At 34.8% G+C, this 17993-nt stretch carries 10 protein-coding genes; 7 read left to right on the forward strand and 3 right to left on the reverse strand.

Annotation, left to right across the window (positions count from 1 at the left end; genetic code table 11):
• Positions 1–105: 105 nt before the first annotated feature.
• Positions 106–444: a hypothetical protein gene (locus BIW12_RS02095; RefSeq protein WP_071183600.1), complete on the reverse strand. Its 339-nt coding sequence runs from the start codon at positions 442–444 to the stop codon at positions 106–108.
• 334 nt (positions 445–778) lie between these two features.
• Positions 779–1972, reverse strand: coding sequence for an ADP-forming succinate--CoA ligase subunit beta (sucC, locus tag BIW12_RS02100; protein ID WP_071183601.1), 1194 nt, complete (start codon positions 1970–1972; stop codon positions 779–781).
• A gap of 422 nt (positions 1973–2394) precedes the next feature.
• Between sucC and gltB the strand changes: the two genes are divergently transcribed.
• From gltB to lysA, 3 genes are all read left to right on the forward strand, one after another.
• Positions 2395–6909, forward strand: a complete 4515-nt coding sequence (gltB, locus tag BIW12_RS02105) for a glutamate synthase large subunit (protein WP_071183602.1) — start codon at positions 2395–2397, stop codon at positions 6907–6909.
• A gap of 4 nt (positions 6910–6913) precedes the next feature.
• Positions 6914–8368, forward strand: coding sequence for a glutamate synthase subunit beta (locus BIW12_RS02110; RefSeq protein WP_071183603.1), 1455 nt, complete (start codon positions 6914–6916; stop codon positions 8366–8368).
• 204 nt (positions 8369–8572) lie between these two features.
• A complete protein-coding gene (gene lysA / locus BIW12_RS02115) occupies positions 8573–9796 on the forward strand; it encodes a diaminopimelate decarboxylase (RefSeq protein WP_071183604.1) in 1224 nt (407 codons plus the stop codon).
• Between the two features lie 46 nt (positions 9797–9842).
• On the opposite strand, the gene pafA is transcribed toward lysA, so the two are convergent.
• Entirely contained in the window at positions 9843–11456 is a 1614-nt protein-coding gene (gene pafA / locus BIW12_RS02120; RefSeq protein WP_071186068.1) for an alkaline phosphatase PafA, read from the reverse strand.
• 176 nt (positions 11457–11632) lie between these two features.
• Here pafA and BIW12_RS02125 point away from each other — a divergent pair, with 176 nt between their 5' ends.
• The 4 genes from BIW12_RS02125 to BIW12_RS02140 all read left to right on the forward strand — a co-directional run bounded on the left by BIW12_RS02125 (position 11633) and on the right by BIW12_RS02140 (position 17896).
• Positions 11633–13024 (forward strand): alpha/beta hydrolase family protein, encoded by a 1392-nt coding sequence (locus tag BIW12_RS02125; protein WP_071183605.1) that lies wholly within the window; start codon positions 11633–11635, stop codon positions 13022–13024.
• Positions 13025–13261: 237 nt separating this feature from the next.
• Positions 13262–15604 (forward strand): TonB-dependent siderophore receptor, encoded by a 2343-nt coding sequence (locus tag BIW12_RS02130; protein ID WP_071183606.1) that lies wholly within the window; start codon positions 13262–13264, stop codon positions 15602–15604.
• Positions 15605–15717: 113 nt separating this feature from the next.
• Positions 15718–16605, forward strand: a complete 888-nt coding sequence (locus BIW12_RS02135; RefSeq protein ID WP_071183607.1) for a dienelactone hydrolase family protein — start codon at positions 15718–15720, stop codon at positions 16603–16605.
• 76 nt (positions 16606–16681) lie between these two features.
• Positions 16682–17896, forward strand: a complete 1215-nt coding sequence (locus BIW12_RS02140; RefSeq protein ID WP_071183608.1) for an RsmB/NOP family class I SAM-dependent RNA methyltransferase — start codon at positions 16682–16684, stop codon at positions 17894–17896.
• The last annotated feature ends 97 nt before the right edge of the window (positions 17897–17993 follow it).

Here is a 17993-nt window from a genome sequence, read left to right on the forward strand (position 1 = left end):
ACAAACCAATTTAACACAATAACTAAATATAATTCAACAAAAAAACAGCCAAAAACAAAAATCCCGGACTAAAGCCCGGGATTTTGATCTTTTAATTACTTTAAACTATTTGGCAAATTTAACCAGGAAAACAAGTCCTCTACCAGCCTGCAATTCTTCACTAAATAGCTTTTGATAGTTTAAGGTATTCTTGATGTAGTAGTTCAAATCATCGTTAGTTGTGTCAGTGCTCATCACCACAATTTCATGTTTTTCATTAATTGCAATTCGTACCTTTACCACAACCTCATGGTCTAATCCTGAAAAATTCGGATAAGTATTCAACATTTTAGTTAATTCCTTATAAGTCTCATCAAAATTTTTTGCTGTATTTGGAGACTTATCCGCAGCAAAAGCTGTACTCATCAATAAAGTAACAATAACAGATAAAAATAATTTTTTCATGATTTCTTTGTTTTTTAATTACAGTCCAAAATTACTACAGAACCCCAACATAAAAACCACAAAAACAATTACTTAACTCAATGATAAAGAGACTGTTTTTTTAATTATTATCAGTAACAAAAACTATCAGCCTTAAAAATGAAAGCCCTATAAAAAAATATCTTCAAAATTGCATTAATCTCATAAAAAACAACAAATCACTAAAAAAAGACTACAACTAGCCCGATAATACTAAGTTAATATAAGAATTAACACCAAACCTGAATGTAGTAAACAAAAAAAATCCTGTTCGCCGCGGCGAACAGGATTTCTAATATATAACCAGCTTCTTTTATTAAGAAAGAGCAGCTTGTACTTGGTCAGCAGCTTCCTGAAATTGTACTGCAGATAAAATTGGCATTCCTGAATTATCGATTAATTCTTTTGCAATTTCAGCATTTGTACCTTGCAAACGAACAATGATTGGCACTTTAATAGCATCACCCATGTTTTTATAAGCATCAACAACACCTTGAGCAACACGGTCACAACGAACGATTCCTCCAAAAATGTTAATCAAAATTGCTTTTACGTTTGGATCTTTCAAGATAATACGGAAAGCAGTTTCCACACGTTTAGCATCAGCAGTTCCTCCTACATCAAGGAAGTTAGCTGGTTCAAAACCTGCATATTTAATTAAATCCATAGTTGCCATTGCAAGACCAGCTCCGTTTACCATACATCCTACAGTACCGTCAAGATCCACATAGTTCAATCCTACTTCTTTAGCTTCTACTTCAATTGGATTTTCTTCACGAACATCACGCATATCAGCATACGTTTTTTGTCTGTATAATGCGTTATCGTCAATATTTACTTTAGCATCAACCGCTAAAATTTTGTTATCAGATGTTTTTAAAACCGGATTGATTTCAAACATAGAAGCGTCTGAACCAATGTATGCTTTATATAAAGAGTCGATGAATTTCACCATTTCTTTAAAAGCATTTCCAGTAACACCTAAATTAAAAGCGATTCTTCTAGCCTGGAAACCTTGCAAACCAACAGCTGGATCAATTTCTTCAGTAAAAATTAAATGAGGCGTATGCTCAGCAACTTCTTCAATATCCATTCCACCTTCAGTAGAATACATAATCATGTTGCGTCCTGTAGCTCTGTTCAATAAAACAGAAACATAAAACTCAGAAGTTTCAGATTCACCAGGATAGTAAACATCCTCAGCAATTAAAACTTTGTGAACGGTTTTCCCCTCAGCAGAAGTTTGAGGAGTTACTAATTGCATTCCGATAATTTCGCTTGCAACAGCTTCCACTTTGTCAATTCCTTTGGCAAGTTTCACACCACCACCTTTTCCACGTCCACCAGCGTGAATTTGGGCTTTTACAACATACCAACTCGTTCCCGTTTCGGTAGTTAATTGTTTTGCAGCAGCAACTGCTTCAACTGGGCTATTAGCAACGATTCCGCGTTGAACGCGAACTCCATAGCTAGCTAAAATCTCTTTTCCTTGATATTCGTGTATGTTCATAATATAGAATTTGTCTGAATCTGATTGTATTTCAGAAAATAAGTCGGACAAAAGTAGCTAAAACGAACTTAAAAGTAAAATCTTTTTAGTGATTTAAAATATCTTATAAATAAAGTTAAAAAAAGATGGTTTTGCCTTTATTTTTTCATCAAAAAAAAGATTTCTCAGCATAAAAACGACCAAGCAGACGTTTTTACCTTTAATTTTATAATATTGAATTTAAAAAAATCAGAAATAATTGTCAAAATAACACGCTAAAACCAAACTATTATTAACAATTTGCTAATACATGGCTTAAATAATGCAATTATTGTTATTATTAATACATTTTTCTATTATTCCTGTAAAAGTAGCTCATAATAGTCTAAATCGATGGATTATATTTAATGAAATATCTATTTTTGTAAAAAAAATTATCAAGCATGAAAGTTAAAGAACAAGGCCTTTATTTGCCAGAATTCGAGCATGAAAACTGTGGAGCTGGTTTTATCTGCAACCTTAAAGGTGAGAAAACAAATCAAATTATTCATGACGCACTAGAAATCCTAGTAAAACTAGAGCACCGTGGTGGTGTAAGTGCTGATGGAAAAACGGGAGATGGAGCTGGACTTTTGATTGACATTCCGCACGAATACTTCAATAGAGTTTGTGATTTCAAATTACCTGCACCACGCGAATATGCTGTTGGAATGGTATTTTTACCTAAAATCCAAAATCAATACGTTTTTTGCAAAGACATATTTGAAAAAGAAATTAAAGCACAAGGACTTACTGTTCTTGGATGGAGAGAAGTTCCTGTTGACTCTACACAATTAGGAGAAATCGCTGCTGCTTCTGAACCTACTATTGAGCAAATCTTTGTTGGTAAAAATGAAGCAATTGACGAAACTACTTTCAAAGCAAAGTTATATGCTGCTCGTAAAATCACAGAACATGCAATTGCAAATTCTAAGGTTTCACAGAGTTCTTATTTTTATGTACCTAGTTTATCTACTACTACCTTAATATATAAAGGTATCATTATGCCTGAAGATATCGGGCCATATTATACTGACTTACAACAAACGGATTTAGTAACTCGTTTGGCGTTAGTTCACCAACGTTTCTCTACAAATACAATGCCTACATGGGAATTATCTCAACCTTTTAGATACATGTGTCAAAATGGTGAGATCAATACGTTAAGAGGTAACGTAAGTAGAATGCGTGTTCGTGAAGAAATCATGAAAAGTGATGTCTTTGGACCACAAATCGAAAAATTATTCCCAATCATTCTTCCAGGTAAGTCAGATTCTGCTTCTATGGATATGGTTGTTGAATTATTAACACATACAGGACGTTCATTACCTGAAGTAATGATGATGATGATTCCTGAAGCATGGGAAAAACACAAAACCATGTCTGACGAGAGAAAAGCATTCTACGAATACAATGCTTGTATCATGGAGCCATGGGACGGACCAGCTTCTGTACCTTTCTCTGATGGTGATTACGTAGGAGCTTTATTAGACCGTAACGGTTTAAGACCTTCTCGTTATACTGTAACTAAGAGTGGTAAATTGATTATGGCATCAGAAATTGGTGTTGTAACTGTTGATCCGGAAGATGTAGAAAGCCACGGTAGATTAGAGCCAGGAAAAATGTTCCTAGTTGATATGAACGAAGGACGTATCATCAATGATGAGGAAATCAAAAGCAAAATTGTTTCTGAAAGACCTTATCAGGAATGGTTGAAACAATACCGTTTAAACCTTAAAGACGTTCCTACTACAACTAAGGCTTGTCCAATTGAAACTATCGATTTAAAAACAAGAGAGCGTTTATTCAACTATACATTAGAGGATATTCAGGATATGATTACACCAATGGCTCAAGCTGGAAAAGAAGCTTTGGGTTCAATGGGTATCGATACTCCTCTTGCTGTATTGTCAGACAGACCTCAATTAATCCCTAACTATTTCAAACAATTATTCGCTCAGGTTACTAACCCACCTTTGGATGGTATCCGTGAAGAAATTGTAACTGATATCAGTTTAGCATTAGGACAGGATAGAAACATCTTTGATATTTCAAGCAAACAATGTCGTAAATTAAGAATCCAAAATCCGGTTATTTCTAACGATGACTTAGAAAAAATCAGAAATATTGATATCGATCATTTCAAAGCTGAAACTATTGAAATCTTATACAAAAAAGAAAAAGGTTTAAATGGTTTAGAAAATGCTTTAGAAGACATTATCACTCAAATCAGCAAAGCAGTTGACAGAGGAACTAACATCATTATCTTATCTGATAGAGGTGTAAATAAAGAATTTGCTCCAATCCCTGCTTTATTAGCTTGTTCTTATGTTCACCACCAAATGAACCGTTTGCGCAAGCGTTCTTACTTCGATATCATTATCGAATCAGCTGAACCACGTGAGCCACACCATTTTGCAACTTTATTTGGTTACGGAGCAAGTGCTATCAACCCTTATATGGTTAACGAAATCATTCGTGTACAAGTACAGGAAGGTTTCATCACTGGAATTAGCGAACAAAAAGCAGTTGACAACTTCAACAAAGCAATTGGTTCAGGTCTTTTAAAAATCATGAACAAAATTGGAATCTCTACTTTACACTCATACAGAGGTTCTCAAATTTTCGAAATTGTTGGTTTCAACTCTAAATTTGTTGAAAAATACTTCCCTTACACTGCTTCAAGAATTGAAGGTATCGGATTGTACGAAATTGAAAAAGAAATTAGCGAAAGATATAACTACGCTTACCCGGATGTATTAATTCCTAACCGTTTAGGATTAAACATTGGAGGTGAATACAGATGGAGACGTAACGGGGAAAGACACATGTTCAACCCTACTACTATTGCCAAATTGCAACAAGCAGTACGTTTAAGCGACCAGGCTAGTTATGATGTTTATGCTAAAACAGTAAACGATCAGGCTAAGAGTTTAATGACCATTCGTGGTTTATTTGAATTTGACAACTTAGATCCAATTCCATTAGACGAAGTAGAACCATGGACTGATATCGTAAAACGTTTCAAAACGGGTGCGATGTCATACGGATCTATTTCCAGAGAAGCACACGAGAACTTAGCTATCGCTATGAACCGTATTGGAGGAAAATCTAATTCAGGTGAAGGTGGAGAAGACAGAACTCGTTTCCAACCAGATGTAAACGGTGACAGTCGTAACTCGGCTATCAAACAAGTAGCTTCTGGACGTTTTGGAGTAACTTCTCACTACTTGTCTAGTGCAAAAGAGATTCAAATTAAAATGGCTCAAGGTGCAAAACCTGGAGAAGGTGGACAATTACCTGGTGAAAAAGTATTGCCTTGGATTGCATCGGCTCGTAACTCAACTCCTTTCGTAGGATTGATTTCGCCACCGCCACACCACGATATTTACTCAATCGAGGATTTAGCTCAATTAATCTTCGACTTGAAAAACGCTAACAGAGAAGCACGTATCAACGTGAAACTGGTTTCTGAAGTTGGTGTTGGAACAATTGCAGCAGGTGTTGCTAAAGCAAAAGCTGACGTTGTATTAATTGCAGGTTATGATGGTGGTACTGGAGCTTCTCCATTAACTTCATTGAAACACGCAGGTCTTCCTTGGGAACTTGGATTGGCTGAAGCACAACAAACTTTAGTCTTAAACAACCTAAGAAGCCGTATCGTTGTAGAATGTGACGGACAGTTAAAAACTGGTCGTGACGTAGCTATCGCTGCTTTATTAGGTGCTGAAGAATTTGGTTTTGCTACCGCTCCACTTGTAGCTTCAGGATGTATCATGATGCGTAAATGTCACTTGAATACTTGCCCAGTAGGTATTGCGACTCAAGATAAAGAATTGCGTAAAAACTTTAAAGGAACTCCTGAGCACGTAATTAACTTCTTCTACTATGTTGCAGAAGAATTAAGAGGTATCATGGCTCAACTTGGATTCAGAACTTTAGAGGAAATGATTGGTCAAACACACAAAATCAATTCTAACAAAGCAATTACACACTATAAAGCAAAAGGTTTAGATTTATCTTCTATCCTACACAGACCGGATCAGTATAAATACATGACGGTTCGTAACACTGAGAAACAAGACCACGGATTAGACAACGTAATGGATTTCCAAATCTTGAAAGATTCTCACCGTGCTTTATACAGAAAAGAAAAAATGACTTTAGATTATCCTATTAAGAATACCGACCGTTCAGTGGGAGCTATTGTTAGTAACGAGATTTCTAAAATATACGGACACTTAGGTTTACCAGAAGATACTTTAAACATTAATTTCACTGGTTCTGCAGGTCAAAGTTTAGGAGCATTTAGTGCACACGGATTGACTTTTACTGTTGAAGGAAACACCAATGACTATTTAGGAAAAGGATTATCCGGAGCTAAATTAATCATCAAGAAACCAGCTAAAGCAACTTTTGTTGCCTCTGAAAACATAATCGTTGGTAACGTTTGTTTATTTGGAGCAATCGAAGGAGAAGCTTTCATCAACGGTATTGCAGGAGAGCGTTTCGCAGTTCGTAACTCAGGTGCTACAGCAGTAGTTGAAGGTGTGGGAGATCACGGTTGTGAGTACATGACTGGAGGAAAAGTAGTCGTTCTTGGTAAAACAGGAAGAAACTTTGCCGCAGGTATGAGTGGTGGTATCGCTTATATCTACGATCCTGAGCACAAATTCAAAAATGGTTTATGTAATACTGAAACCATCGAGTTTGAAACAGTTGAAGGAAACGAAGCTGATGAATTGAAAACTTTAATAACAAGACATGTTGAGTACACTCAAAGTACAAAAGGTATCGAATTATTAAATGATTGGAATACAAGCTTAGAAAATTTTGTAAAAGTAATGCCTACAGAATACAAAAAAGCATTAAAGCGTTTGGAAACTGAGGTACAAATGGTAGAAGAATTAACAGCATAACACAATGGGAAAAGTAACAGGTTTTAAAGAATTCGAAAGACAAGATGAATCATACACAGCAGTACAAGAGCGTGTAGGACATTATAAAGAATTTACAGTTCCTTTGAGTGAAGCTGAAATTACTAAACAAGGATCACGTTGTATGGATTGTGGTATTCCATTTTGCCACAGTGGATGTCCATTAGGGAATTTAATCCCTGATTTCAACCACATGGTACATCAGGGTGAATGGCAAAAAGCCTCTTGGATACTACATTCAACAAATAATTTTCCTGAATTCACAGGACGTTTATGTCCTGCTCCATGTGAAAAAGCATGTGTATTGGGAATTATTGCTGAGCCAATTTCTATTGAAAACATAGAAAAAAATATTGTGGAGCGCGCTTTCCAGGAAGGATGGATTAAACCACAGCCACCTAAAACAAGAACAGGAAAAACTGTTGCTGTTGTTGGTTCTGGACCTGCAGGTTTAGCAGCTGCACAACAATTAAACAGAGCAGGACACACTGTAACTGTTTTTGAAAGAGATAATGCAATCGGTGGATTATTGCGTTACGGAATTCCTAATTTCAAATTAGAAAAAGAAATTATCGACCGTCGTGTAGCCATCCTTGAAGCAGAAGGAATTACTTTCAAAGTAAATACTAATGTTGGGGTAAACTATGACATCAACGATTTGAAAGCATTTGATTCTATCGTACTTTGTGGTGGAGCTACTCAAAGAAGAAGCTTACCAACTCCTGGTGCTGATGCTGATGGTGTAGTTCAGGCAATGGATTTCTTAACTCAACAAACTAAAGTTGTTTTTGGAGAAAAAATTGAAAATCAGGTTTTAGCTACCGGAAAAGACGTAATCGTAATTGGTGGTGGAGATACAGGTTCTGACTGTGTGGGTACATCAAACCGTCACGGTGCTAAATCAGTAACTAACTTCGAGATTATGCCAAAACCACCAGTTGGAAGAAGCGAATCAACTCCATGGCCTTACTGGCCGTTACAGTTAAAAACTTCTTCTTCTCACAAAGAAGGTGTTGAAAGAAACTGGTTAATCAATACCAAAGAATTCATCAAGGATGCTAATGGTAAATTGACAGCCCTTAAAACTGTAAACGTAGAGTGGAAAATGGTTCCGGGACAAGCTCCTCAATTAATCGAGATTGAAGGTTCTGAAAAAATCTGGCCATGTGACTTAGCTTTATTAGCTCTAGGATTTACAGGTCCTGAGAAAACTTTAGCTGAACAATTAGGTCTTGAAACTGATTTCAGAAGTAATTATAAAGCTAACAATTACCAAACAAATGTTCCAAACGTATTTACTGCGGGAGATATGAGAAGAGGACAATCATTAATTGTTTGGGCTATTTCTGAAGGTCGTGAGGCTGCAAGAGAAGTAGATTTATACTTAATGGGAACTACAAACCTTCCTACTAAAGAAGGTGGAGATTTACCTCCATTGTAATACTTATATAAGCTTAAAAAAGGCTATCCGAAAGCAATTTCAGATAGCCTTTTTTGTTTTATAATCTTATCTACTTTTGTGTTAAAAACACTAACTACAACGTTGTATGTTTATTTTAAAACAATTTGTTACAATTTGTTAGAAATATTTTTAGCTATTGTAGTATCAATAAAAGAATAATAAATTTGTGTAAAAATAATAGCAATGCAATCAAAAGACTTACTTCAATTAGCTGAACAATTTGGCAGTCCATTATATGTATATGATGCCGAAAAAATAAAATCACAATACGAGAGATTAACGAAAGCTTTTTCTAAAGTAGAAAAACTACGTATCAATTATGCTATGAAGGCGTTGTCTAACGTTGCCATCCTTCAGTTGTTGAGAGAATTGGGATCTTGTTTAGATGCAGTTTCTATTCAGGAAGTACAATTAGGACTTCACGCAGGATATTCTCCTGATCAGATATTCTTTACTCCAAACGGTGTTTCTCTCGAAGAAATTGAAGAAGTACACGCTTTAGGTGTTCAAATCAATATTGATAATCTATCTATTCTGGAGCAATTTGGTGCAAAACACCCACATGTTCCGGTTTGTATCCGTATCAATCCTCACGTTATGGCGGGTGGAAACGAAAACATTTCAGTAGGACATATTGATAGTAAATTTGGTATTTCAGTTCACCAATTACCGCATTTAGTACGCATTGTTGAAAACACAAATATGAACATTGCAGGTATCCATATGCACACAGGTTCTGATATTTTAGATATCGAAGTATTCTTATATGCTGCTGAAATCTTATTTGATGCTGCAAGAAATTTCAAAAATCTTGAATTCTTAGATTTTGGAAGTGGATTTAAAGTTCCTTACAAAAAAGACGATATCGAAACAGATATTGAGGAATTAGGTAAAAAATTATCTAAAAGATTCAATGCTTTCTGTGCTGAATATGGAAAAGATTTGACACTTATTTTCGAACCTGGGAAATTTTTAGTGAGTGAAGCAGGTTTCTTCTTAGCAAAAGTAAACGTAGTAAAACAAACTACTTCTACTGTTTTTGCTGGAATTGATTCTGGATTCAACCATTTAATCCGTCCAATGTTTTACGGTTCATCACACCATATTGAAAACATTTCAAATCCAAAAGGAAAAGAGCGTTTTTACTCAGTAGTAGGATATATTTGTGAAACGGATACTTTTGCAAGCAACCGTAGAATTCAGGAAATTGCCGAAGGTGATATCCTTTGTTTCAGAAACGCAGGAGCTTATTGCTACTCTATGTCTTCTAACTACAATTCAAGATACAAACCAGCTGAAGTATTATGGATTAATGGCGAAGGACATTTAATCAGAGCGCACGAAACATTTGAAGATTTATTAAAAAATCAAATTCCATTACCTGCTGCTGTAGCACTAGCTAAATAATAAAACCAAAAAAAGGGACTCATTAAAAGTCCCTTTTTTTTACCATCTATTTATCTAAAACTTCTGTTAGCACATCTGCTTCTGTTCCGTTCGGGAAAGTCACTTTAATTTTTTGGGCAATTGTCGGTGCAATCTGGGTAATTGCCTTTTTATCAAAAGATTCTCCTTTTTTAATATTCCAGCCGTAAAACAACAATGGCACATGGGTATCATAACTATAAGGAGTTCCATGAGAAGTTCCTTTTCCTTCATGCTCTATATAACCCGCTTTATCAAGAATAACCAATTCTCCATTTTGCTTTGGATCATAACCTTTGGTAACATATGTTAAAAAATAATCTGAAGTTGTTCCTGCCAAAATCTCTTCTTCAGTATAAACTCGTTTTATTTGAGGTAAATTCATCAAATAATCTTTGAACGCCAATTTCACTTTATCCAAAGAAAGTCCTTTTTCCTGAATTTGCTTTTTATCGAAAAACAAATTGAAATTTGAATAATTCAAAACCAAATCGGCACCGAAAGTAGTTTTAGAAAAATCGCGTAATTGAGTTGTCAACTTTTTATAATCAACCGCATTTACTGCATATTTATTGTCTTTTAAGAAATTCACATTTTCAGCAGCAGCATGATCGGAAGTCAAAAACAATAAATAATTTCCCTTACCTACTTTTTTATCTAAAAAAACAAGAAAATCAGCAATAGTTTGATCCAATCGTAAATAAGTGTCCTGAACTTCTCTGGAACGTGGTCCTGTTAAATGTCCAATATAATCAGTTGAAGAAAAACTAACTGCTAAAAAATCAGTATCATTATCTACTCCTAAATTCTCGTTTGTAATAGTTTCTTTAGCAAAATCAGCTACTATATCATTTCCAAAAGGAGTTGATTTTATTACTTTTGCTCCTTTTGCAGCAAACATTTCTTTTAAGTTATACGGAAAAACCGGTTTTTCACTCCCGTACAAAAGACCTTCATACGGATTATCATCAGACAAACTCTTCTCATAAACTGATTCCGGTTTCAACAAAGTCCAATCATTATTCAAATAGGCCTCATAATGCTTTTTAGCGTTAAAATCAACAACCCACTTTGGTAATTCTTTCCCATAAAAAGTACTGGATATAAAATTTCCGGAATCGCTCAGCCAAAATGCCCAATTGGCAAAATGCCCGGCCGGTAGTATAGCACCACGATCTTTAACACTAATACCAATAACTTTTCCTTTAAAATTAGTAGCCATACGCAATTCGTCAGTTATTGTAGTGCTTTCCAAATTAAGTGGAGACATTTTCCCTTCATCCGAATCACCTGTTCCCAAAATAGAAACCGTAGCATCTTCAGTACAATATCTCGATTTACCAACGGATTTATCAAACCAGGTATTACCAACAATTCCGTGAACCGCCGGCGTTGTCCCTGTATAAACAGAAGCATGACCCGGCCCTGTATAAGTAGGCATATAATTGTAATGTGTATTATGAAAAACATAACCGTCATTCATCAAACGGCGAAAACCATTCTCTGAAAAATCATCCGAAAAACGATAAAGGTATTCTGTCTTCATTTGGTCAACAACAATCCCAACAACCAACTTAGGTCTTTGTTGTGCATTTCCATTAAAAATTGCAAGTGTTGTAAATAATAAAAATATTCTTTTCATGGTATAAATTGAGTATTTAACAAAAATACAAATTAAAGCAAGAGTCTGCATTAGGAAATTGTTATCTATGAAAATCATCGAACTAAAATTTAAATAAGCCTATCCAAATCAAACTATAAAAAGTTATTTTTGTAATTCCATAATAGAAAAAAAACCGTTTTTCGAAACAAAACACAATGAAATCCACTTCTGCCGCCTTTTCTACTCTTTCAGCAAAAAATTATTTATTTAGTTTTTTACTCAGTCTTATTGCAACAATAAGTTCATGGGCTACTACCGGAAAATGGACCAGTAAAGTTACCGGAGGAAAAATTGAATACCTATCGACTGAATCAAAAAAACCGATTAAAGACTACAACGGAAATTATCTGACAGTAGTTTACTTAAAAAATTTATCTGTAAAAAAAATTGGTAGAAACAGTATTAAAAAAGATGTGAATTGGTTGTTATCTAAAGGCTATAGAGTGATTGAACTTGATTATTCCAAAAACAGCAATGCCAAAGCTTTAAAAATAAACGAAGACATAATAGCGATTAACGATTCTATAGCAGCCGGGAATTTTTGCGGTTATAAAAACTGCTCTCAGTACAAATCTTATGTTTTATTCGAAGGGTATCGTATTGCCAGGGATGTTAGCTATTGTATTGATGACCCTAAAGTTTACAACACGCCTGAACAATACACAATTGGCGACTCTTTACACATGGACATTATTTATCCCGCCAATCCAAAAGTCAAAGTACCTACTATTTTATCTTTTTCATACAGCAATAGTCATGCGTTTTATGACAGTAACAAAGGAATGCTAACAGACGCATACAAAGATCAAAGAGTGAATCTCGCCTATTCATTTGCGGGTTTTAACGATTCTTTTCTCGAAGGTGCTCCCGCTAACGGCATGGCTTGGGCAATTGCCGATCATCCGAAATATTGTCCTTGGGGAAAAGGTAAACCCATAAACGGTGCTAATGATGCCTACAAATCATTTCAAACCAATCCGGATGCGGCTCAAAAAGTAAAATCAGCTATACGAACATTACGCTTTTTTAGCAAACAAATGGGACTTTCAAACAAAATAGGCATTTATGGTTTTTCAAGAGGTTCTACAGCGGGCTCGATGGCTATAGGCGATAAAAAAGTAAAAGAACTGGAAAACGCCGGATTTCATATTGATATTTCCGATGATGTACAAGCTGCTGCTCTTGGACCCGGAGTTTTTGATTACACAATTATTTACAACACTCCGGATAATGGTGATAAAAATCTGGAACAAAGGTGTCCTTGGGTTTGGGGAAAATTAGACGATAACCGAAAATTATGGGAATCTATGGGATCTTATTATTTGATTGAAACCAAAGCAACTGCCCCTACACTATTTTTTTACAATACTGATGACGATCCTTACTATCAGGAACAAATTACACATCTAAAAGACAAATTAGACTACTTAGGTGTTCCCACATTTTCATTAATCAACTACGGAAAAGGACATGCTATTCCACAAACTTCCTCTAGTTTAAATACTCTTTATAGTTTCTTTAAAGAGTATCTTAATACTCCTAAATAAGCCAAATATATAGCAAAAAAAAAACACAACATGTTGATTATCACTGAAAAACAAGCAAACAAAATTCTTCTTTATGATTTTTTAATTAGATTTAAAAAATATAGCAGAACAAATATTATACAATTTACCAATATTTTGTTACTATTTGTTTTTATTTATTCTAAATAATCCTTGCTGAAACCAAATTCAGATTGTACTTTTGCGGCATTATTTTAAATAAATCCAAATAAGTTCAAAATGAAACGAGTTTTACTACCCTTAACAGCAATACTATTCACTCTGAGTATTCAAGCACAAGAAGTAGCTTCTGTAACTGATTATAGTAGTTCAAAAGAAACCATCTCATCTCCTTTCGATACAATCAAAAATAAAAAAGGACAAATTCTTAAGGAAATTGTTGTTACCGGAAACAAACCACAAAAACCAGTTTCGGCTTCAAGATCAGGTATTAAACCGATGGATTTACCACAAAGTGTTCAAGTAATAGATAATGAAATCATAAGCCAACAACAAGCTATCCGTTTAAGCGAAGTCATTAAAAACGCTAATGGTGTTTATGTTAGTTCCGCACGTGGTGGTGCTCAGGAATCTTTTTTTTCTAGAGGCTATGACATGTCAGCTAATAATATGCTAAAAAACGGATTCCGTTATAATTCTGGATCAATTCCTGAAGTTTCCTCATTAGAAAGAGTAGAATTTTTAAAAGGAGCATCGGCTCTGCTATATGGAAATGTAACACCCGGAGGAATTTTAAATTTGGTAACAAAAACTCCTTTATTCACAAAAGGAGGCGAAATTACAATGCAAGCCGGAAGTTATGATTTTTATAAACCTGCAATTGATTTTTATGGCCCGTTAAATAAATCAATTGCTTATCGTTTTACAGGATCTTACGAGAATTCAAAAAGTTTTAGAAATTATATAAAAAACGATCGCATCTATTTCAACCCTTCATTCTTGTTCAACATCTCTGAGAAAACACATATTACAGTACAAGGAGATTATTTAAGTGCCGATTGGATTCCTGATTTTGGTACTGGAATTATTGGTAAAGAATTTTTAAATTTCCATCGCAGTGCTAACTTTGGCGCACTTTGGTCAAATGGAAATACAAAATCGGCTAGTGCATCTGTATTATTTAACCATGATTTTAATAAAAATTGGAAACTCAGTTTTAATAGTTCATTTCAAAATTATGACAGAAGTCAAACTTCTACTTCTCAATTATCCAATCTGGATACTTATGCTATACGTGGTGATTGGAAAAGAGGACTTACTAGAGCTAAAAATCAAGAACGAATCTTTGGAAATCAATTAAGTTTACAAGGAACTTTCAATACAGGAAGTATTAAACATCAAATTTTCACAGGAGCAGATTGGGAAAATTCCTTAGCAACCGCCTATACCTTTGCTTTTTATGACAATGCTGGTAACATACAAACAACTGAAGCTAAAACGATCAACCTTTTTACTTATGATCCAAGTCTTGAAAGTACAATTGTGCCATACAATTCAAGAGCAACTCAAATTTTAAACACAGACTCTCGACGATTTGGTACTTATTTTCAAGATTTAATTTCATTAAATCAATATGTTAAAATCTTAGCTGGAATTCGTTGGTCTTGGATAGAATCTGAAGTGACTACATATAAAGAAAAAGTTGTAGACAAAATTCAAACAGTAAAACCTGAAGATAATACTCCTACTATTGCACCAAAACGTTTAGACAACGCTTTTTCTCCAAAAGTTGGATTAGTATTGCAACCAACAAAAAACATTTCATTATTCGCAAGTTACTCTAATTCATTTAACCCAAATACTACTGGAACAACAGTTGATTTAAAACCAATTAAGCCTTCTATAATCGACCAATATGAAGCTGGTATTAAAACTGATTTATGGAGAGGCATATTAAGTACAAACGTTACCGTTTACCAAATTTCAAATAATAATTTAGTACAAAATTCTCCATTTGCAGCTGATGGTGTTACTACTAATACTGATACCAGCTTAAAAGTTTTAGCCGGAGAAACTAAAAGTAAAGGTATTGAAATCGATATTACCGCAAAACCATTTGAAGGATTTAAAATTAATGCAGGATACAGTTACAATGATATGCGATATGTAAATACTCCTATAGCAGTTGGAAACGCTATTAAAGGAGATCGTGTAGCAAGAACACCTGTAAATACCGCCAATTTAAGCTTTTTCTACACTATCCCAACAGGAACTTTAAAAGGACTTTCTTTAGGAGCTATAGGAAACTACATTGGTGATAGAATTGGAGGTTGGAACAATCAATACAGATTAGAAGACTATATTAATCCAAATACTGGAGAAACTGAAATTGACCCAGAAACTGGAAAAAACAAACAAATTCTAGCAATTTGGGACAGAGAAATCCCTGTTAAAGGATATATCACAGTTGATGCTTCTGTGGGTTACGAATGGAAAAAAATCTCAATCTTATGTAGATTATCTAATATTACTAACGAGTTGAATTACACAGTTCACGAAAACTATAGTGTAAATCCAATTGCTCCTCGTCAAATAATGGCTAGTTTAAAATACAAATTATAAAACCTTTCCGGTTATTTTCTAAAAGCTCCTGTTTTTCAGGAGTTTTTTTTTGTTTTAAAAACAATCGAAAAAATAATTACTTTTAAGCTATTCTGAAATTAATTCATCCAACCATGAAAAAAATAACCAAAGAAGATATTAGTCAGGAAATATTTGACCTATACGATGATTACGCTCACAACAAAATTGAACGCAGACAATTTATTGAGAAACTTTCTGTATTTGCTGTAGGCACACTCACCCTGCCATCCCTATTGAGTTTTATTACGCCTGATTATGTCAATTCAATCACTATCCAACCTGATGATCCCAGAATAAGCTCTGATTACATCACTTATAATTCTCCAAAAGGTGGAGGAAAAATCAAAGGTTTACTTTCAAAACCCGGCAAAACCCATAAAAAATTATCAGGAGTAATCGTAGTACATGAAAACCGTGGTTTGAATCCATATATTGAAGATGTAGGACGCCGCACTGCAATTGAAGGCTTTATTAGCTTAGCGCCTGACGCTTTAACTCCATTAGGCGGTTATCCCGGAAATGATGACGAAGGTAGAGAAATGCAGAAAAAAAGAGACCGTTACGAAATGCTCGAAGATTTTATTGCAGCCTACTATTATTTAAAAACACATCCTGATTGCAATGGACATATCGGCGTTGTTGGTTTTTGTTTTGGCGGATGGATTGCTAATTTAATGGCGGTAAAAATCCCAACATTAAACGCTGCTGTCCCTTTTTATGGTGGACAACCCACAACCGAAGAAGCCGCTCAAATCAAAACTCCTTTGTTATTACAATATGCAGGTTTAGACACTAGAGTAAACGAAGGTTGGCCAGCCTTTGAAGCCATTTTAAACAAAAACAAAGTTCCGAACGTAGCTTATATTTACCCTAATGTCAATCACGGATTTCATAATAATACCACGCCTCGTTATGATGAAAAAGCAGCTACTTTGGCTTGGACAAGAACGATTGACTTTTTCAAAGAAAAATTAAAATAAAACGAAATAACAGAATTGAAATTTTAATTTAACTTTCAAATCTTTTAATAGTACCTTTGCAACTCAAATAATAAAAATGAGATTACACAGAAACTTAGTATATACTACAATCGATTCTCTAAATGCGATATTTAACGAAGGAGAATATGCCGATAAAGTAGTAGCAAGAGCATTAAAAAAAGACAAGCGTTGGGGAAGTTCCGACAGGAAATTTGTAGCCGAAACCATATACGAAATTGTTCGTTGGAAAAGATTATACTCCGAAATCGCCGAAGTAAAAGAGCCTTTCGACAGAGATAATCTTTGGAGAATGTTTGCTGTTTGGGCAGTTTTAAGAGGTTATCCAATTCCCGATTGGCGTCAGCTGGAAGGAACTCCTGAACGAAAAATCAAAGGACGTTTTGATGAACTTTCAAAAATCAGACCGCTCAAAGAATCTATCCCAGACTGGATGGACGAATTGGGAGTAAAAGAATTGGGAGAAAAAGTTTGGGCTAAAGAAATCACAGCTCAAAACCAACCTGCCAAAGTAATTCTTAGAACTAATACTTTAAAAACAACTAAAGAAGCATTAAGAGCTATTTTGATGGATTTAGATATCGAAACCGAATATCTAAAAGATCAACCGGATGCTTTAGTTTTAAAAGAACGCGCTAATGTTTTCATGACCGATGCTTTCAAACAAGGTTTATTTGAAGTTCAGGATGCCAATTCGCAGTTAGTAGCCGCTTTTCTGGATGTAAAACCAGGAATGAGAGTTGTTGATACTTGCGCAGGTGCGGGTGGAAAGACTTTACATATTGCATCTTTAATGCAAAACAAAGGGCAGTTAATTGCTATGGATTTATACGAAAGTAAACTAAAGCAATTAAAATTAAGAGCAAAACGAAATAGTGCTTTCAACATTGAATATCGCATTATTGACACCACCAAAGTTATCAAAAAACTGCATGAAAAAGCCGACCGCGTTCTGATTGACGCTCCATGCAGCGGATTAGGTGTTTTAAAAAGAAATCCGGATGCTAAATGGAAATTGAAACCGGAGTTTATTGACAATATTCGAAAAGTACAATCGGAAGTTTTAGAAAGCTATTCTAAAATTGTAAAACCAGGTGGAAAACTGGTTTATGCGACCTGTTCTATTCTTCCTTCTGAAAATCAAGAACAAGTAGAGCGTTTTTTAACTACTGATATTGGAAAACAATTCACTTTCATTAAAGACCACAAAATTCTGGCCTCTGAATCTGGTTTTGACGGTTTTTATATGGCTTTGTTGGAAAGAAAAGCATAATTCAGTCTGCAGAAAGCAGAATTTAGATTACAGATATAGAAAAGGGATTTCAATTTGAAATCCCTTTTTTATTATACTTTTTAGACTGAAATCTGAA

The organism is Flavobacterium commune, assembly GCF_001857965.1.
GTDB lineage: Bacteria > Bacteroidota > Bacteroidia > Flavobacteriales > Flavobacteriaceae > Flavobacterium > Flavobacterium commune.

Excerpts from the sequence above, each read along its gene's own strand:
- BIW12_RS02095 (WP_071183600.1), bottom strand. The coding sequence starts at position 444 with ATGAAAAAATTATTTTTATCTGTTATTGTTACTTTATTGATGAGTACA.
- sucC (WP_071183601.1), bottom strand. The coding sequence starts at position 1,972 with ATGAACATACACGAATATCAAGGAAAAGAGATTTTAGCTAGCTATGGA.
- gltB (WP_071183602.1), top strand. The coding sequence starts at position 2,395 with ATGAAAGTTAAAGAACAAGGCCTTTATTTGCCAGAATTCGAGCATGAA.
- BIW12_RS02110 (WP_071183603.1), top strand. The coding sequence starts at position 6,914 with ATGGGAAAAGTAACAGGTTTTAAAGAATTCGAAAGACAAGATGAATCA.
- lysA (WP_071183604.1), top strand. The coding sequence starts at position 8,573 with ATGCAATCAAAAGACTTACTTCAATTAGCTGAACAATTTGGCAGTCCA.
- pafA (WP_071186068.1), bottom strand. The coding sequence starts at position 11,456 with ATGAAAAGAATATTTTTATTATTTACAACACTTGCAATTTTTAATGGA.
- BIW12_RS02125 (WP_071183605.1), top strand. The coding sequence starts at position 11,633 with ATGAAATCCACTTCTGCCGCCTTTTCTACTCTTTCAGCAAAAAATTAT.
- BIW12_RS02130 (WP_071183606.1), top strand. The coding sequence starts at position 13,262 with ATGAAACGAGTTTTACTACCCTTAACAGCAATACTATTCACTCTGAGT.
- BIW12_RS02135 (WP_071183607.1), top strand. The coding sequence starts at position 15,718 with ATGAAAAAAATAACCAAAGAAGATATTAGTCAGGAAATATTTGACCTA.
- BIW12_RS02140 (WP_071183608.1), top strand. The coding sequence starts at position 16,682 with ATGAGATTACACAGAAACTTAGTATATACTACAATCGATTCTCTAAAT.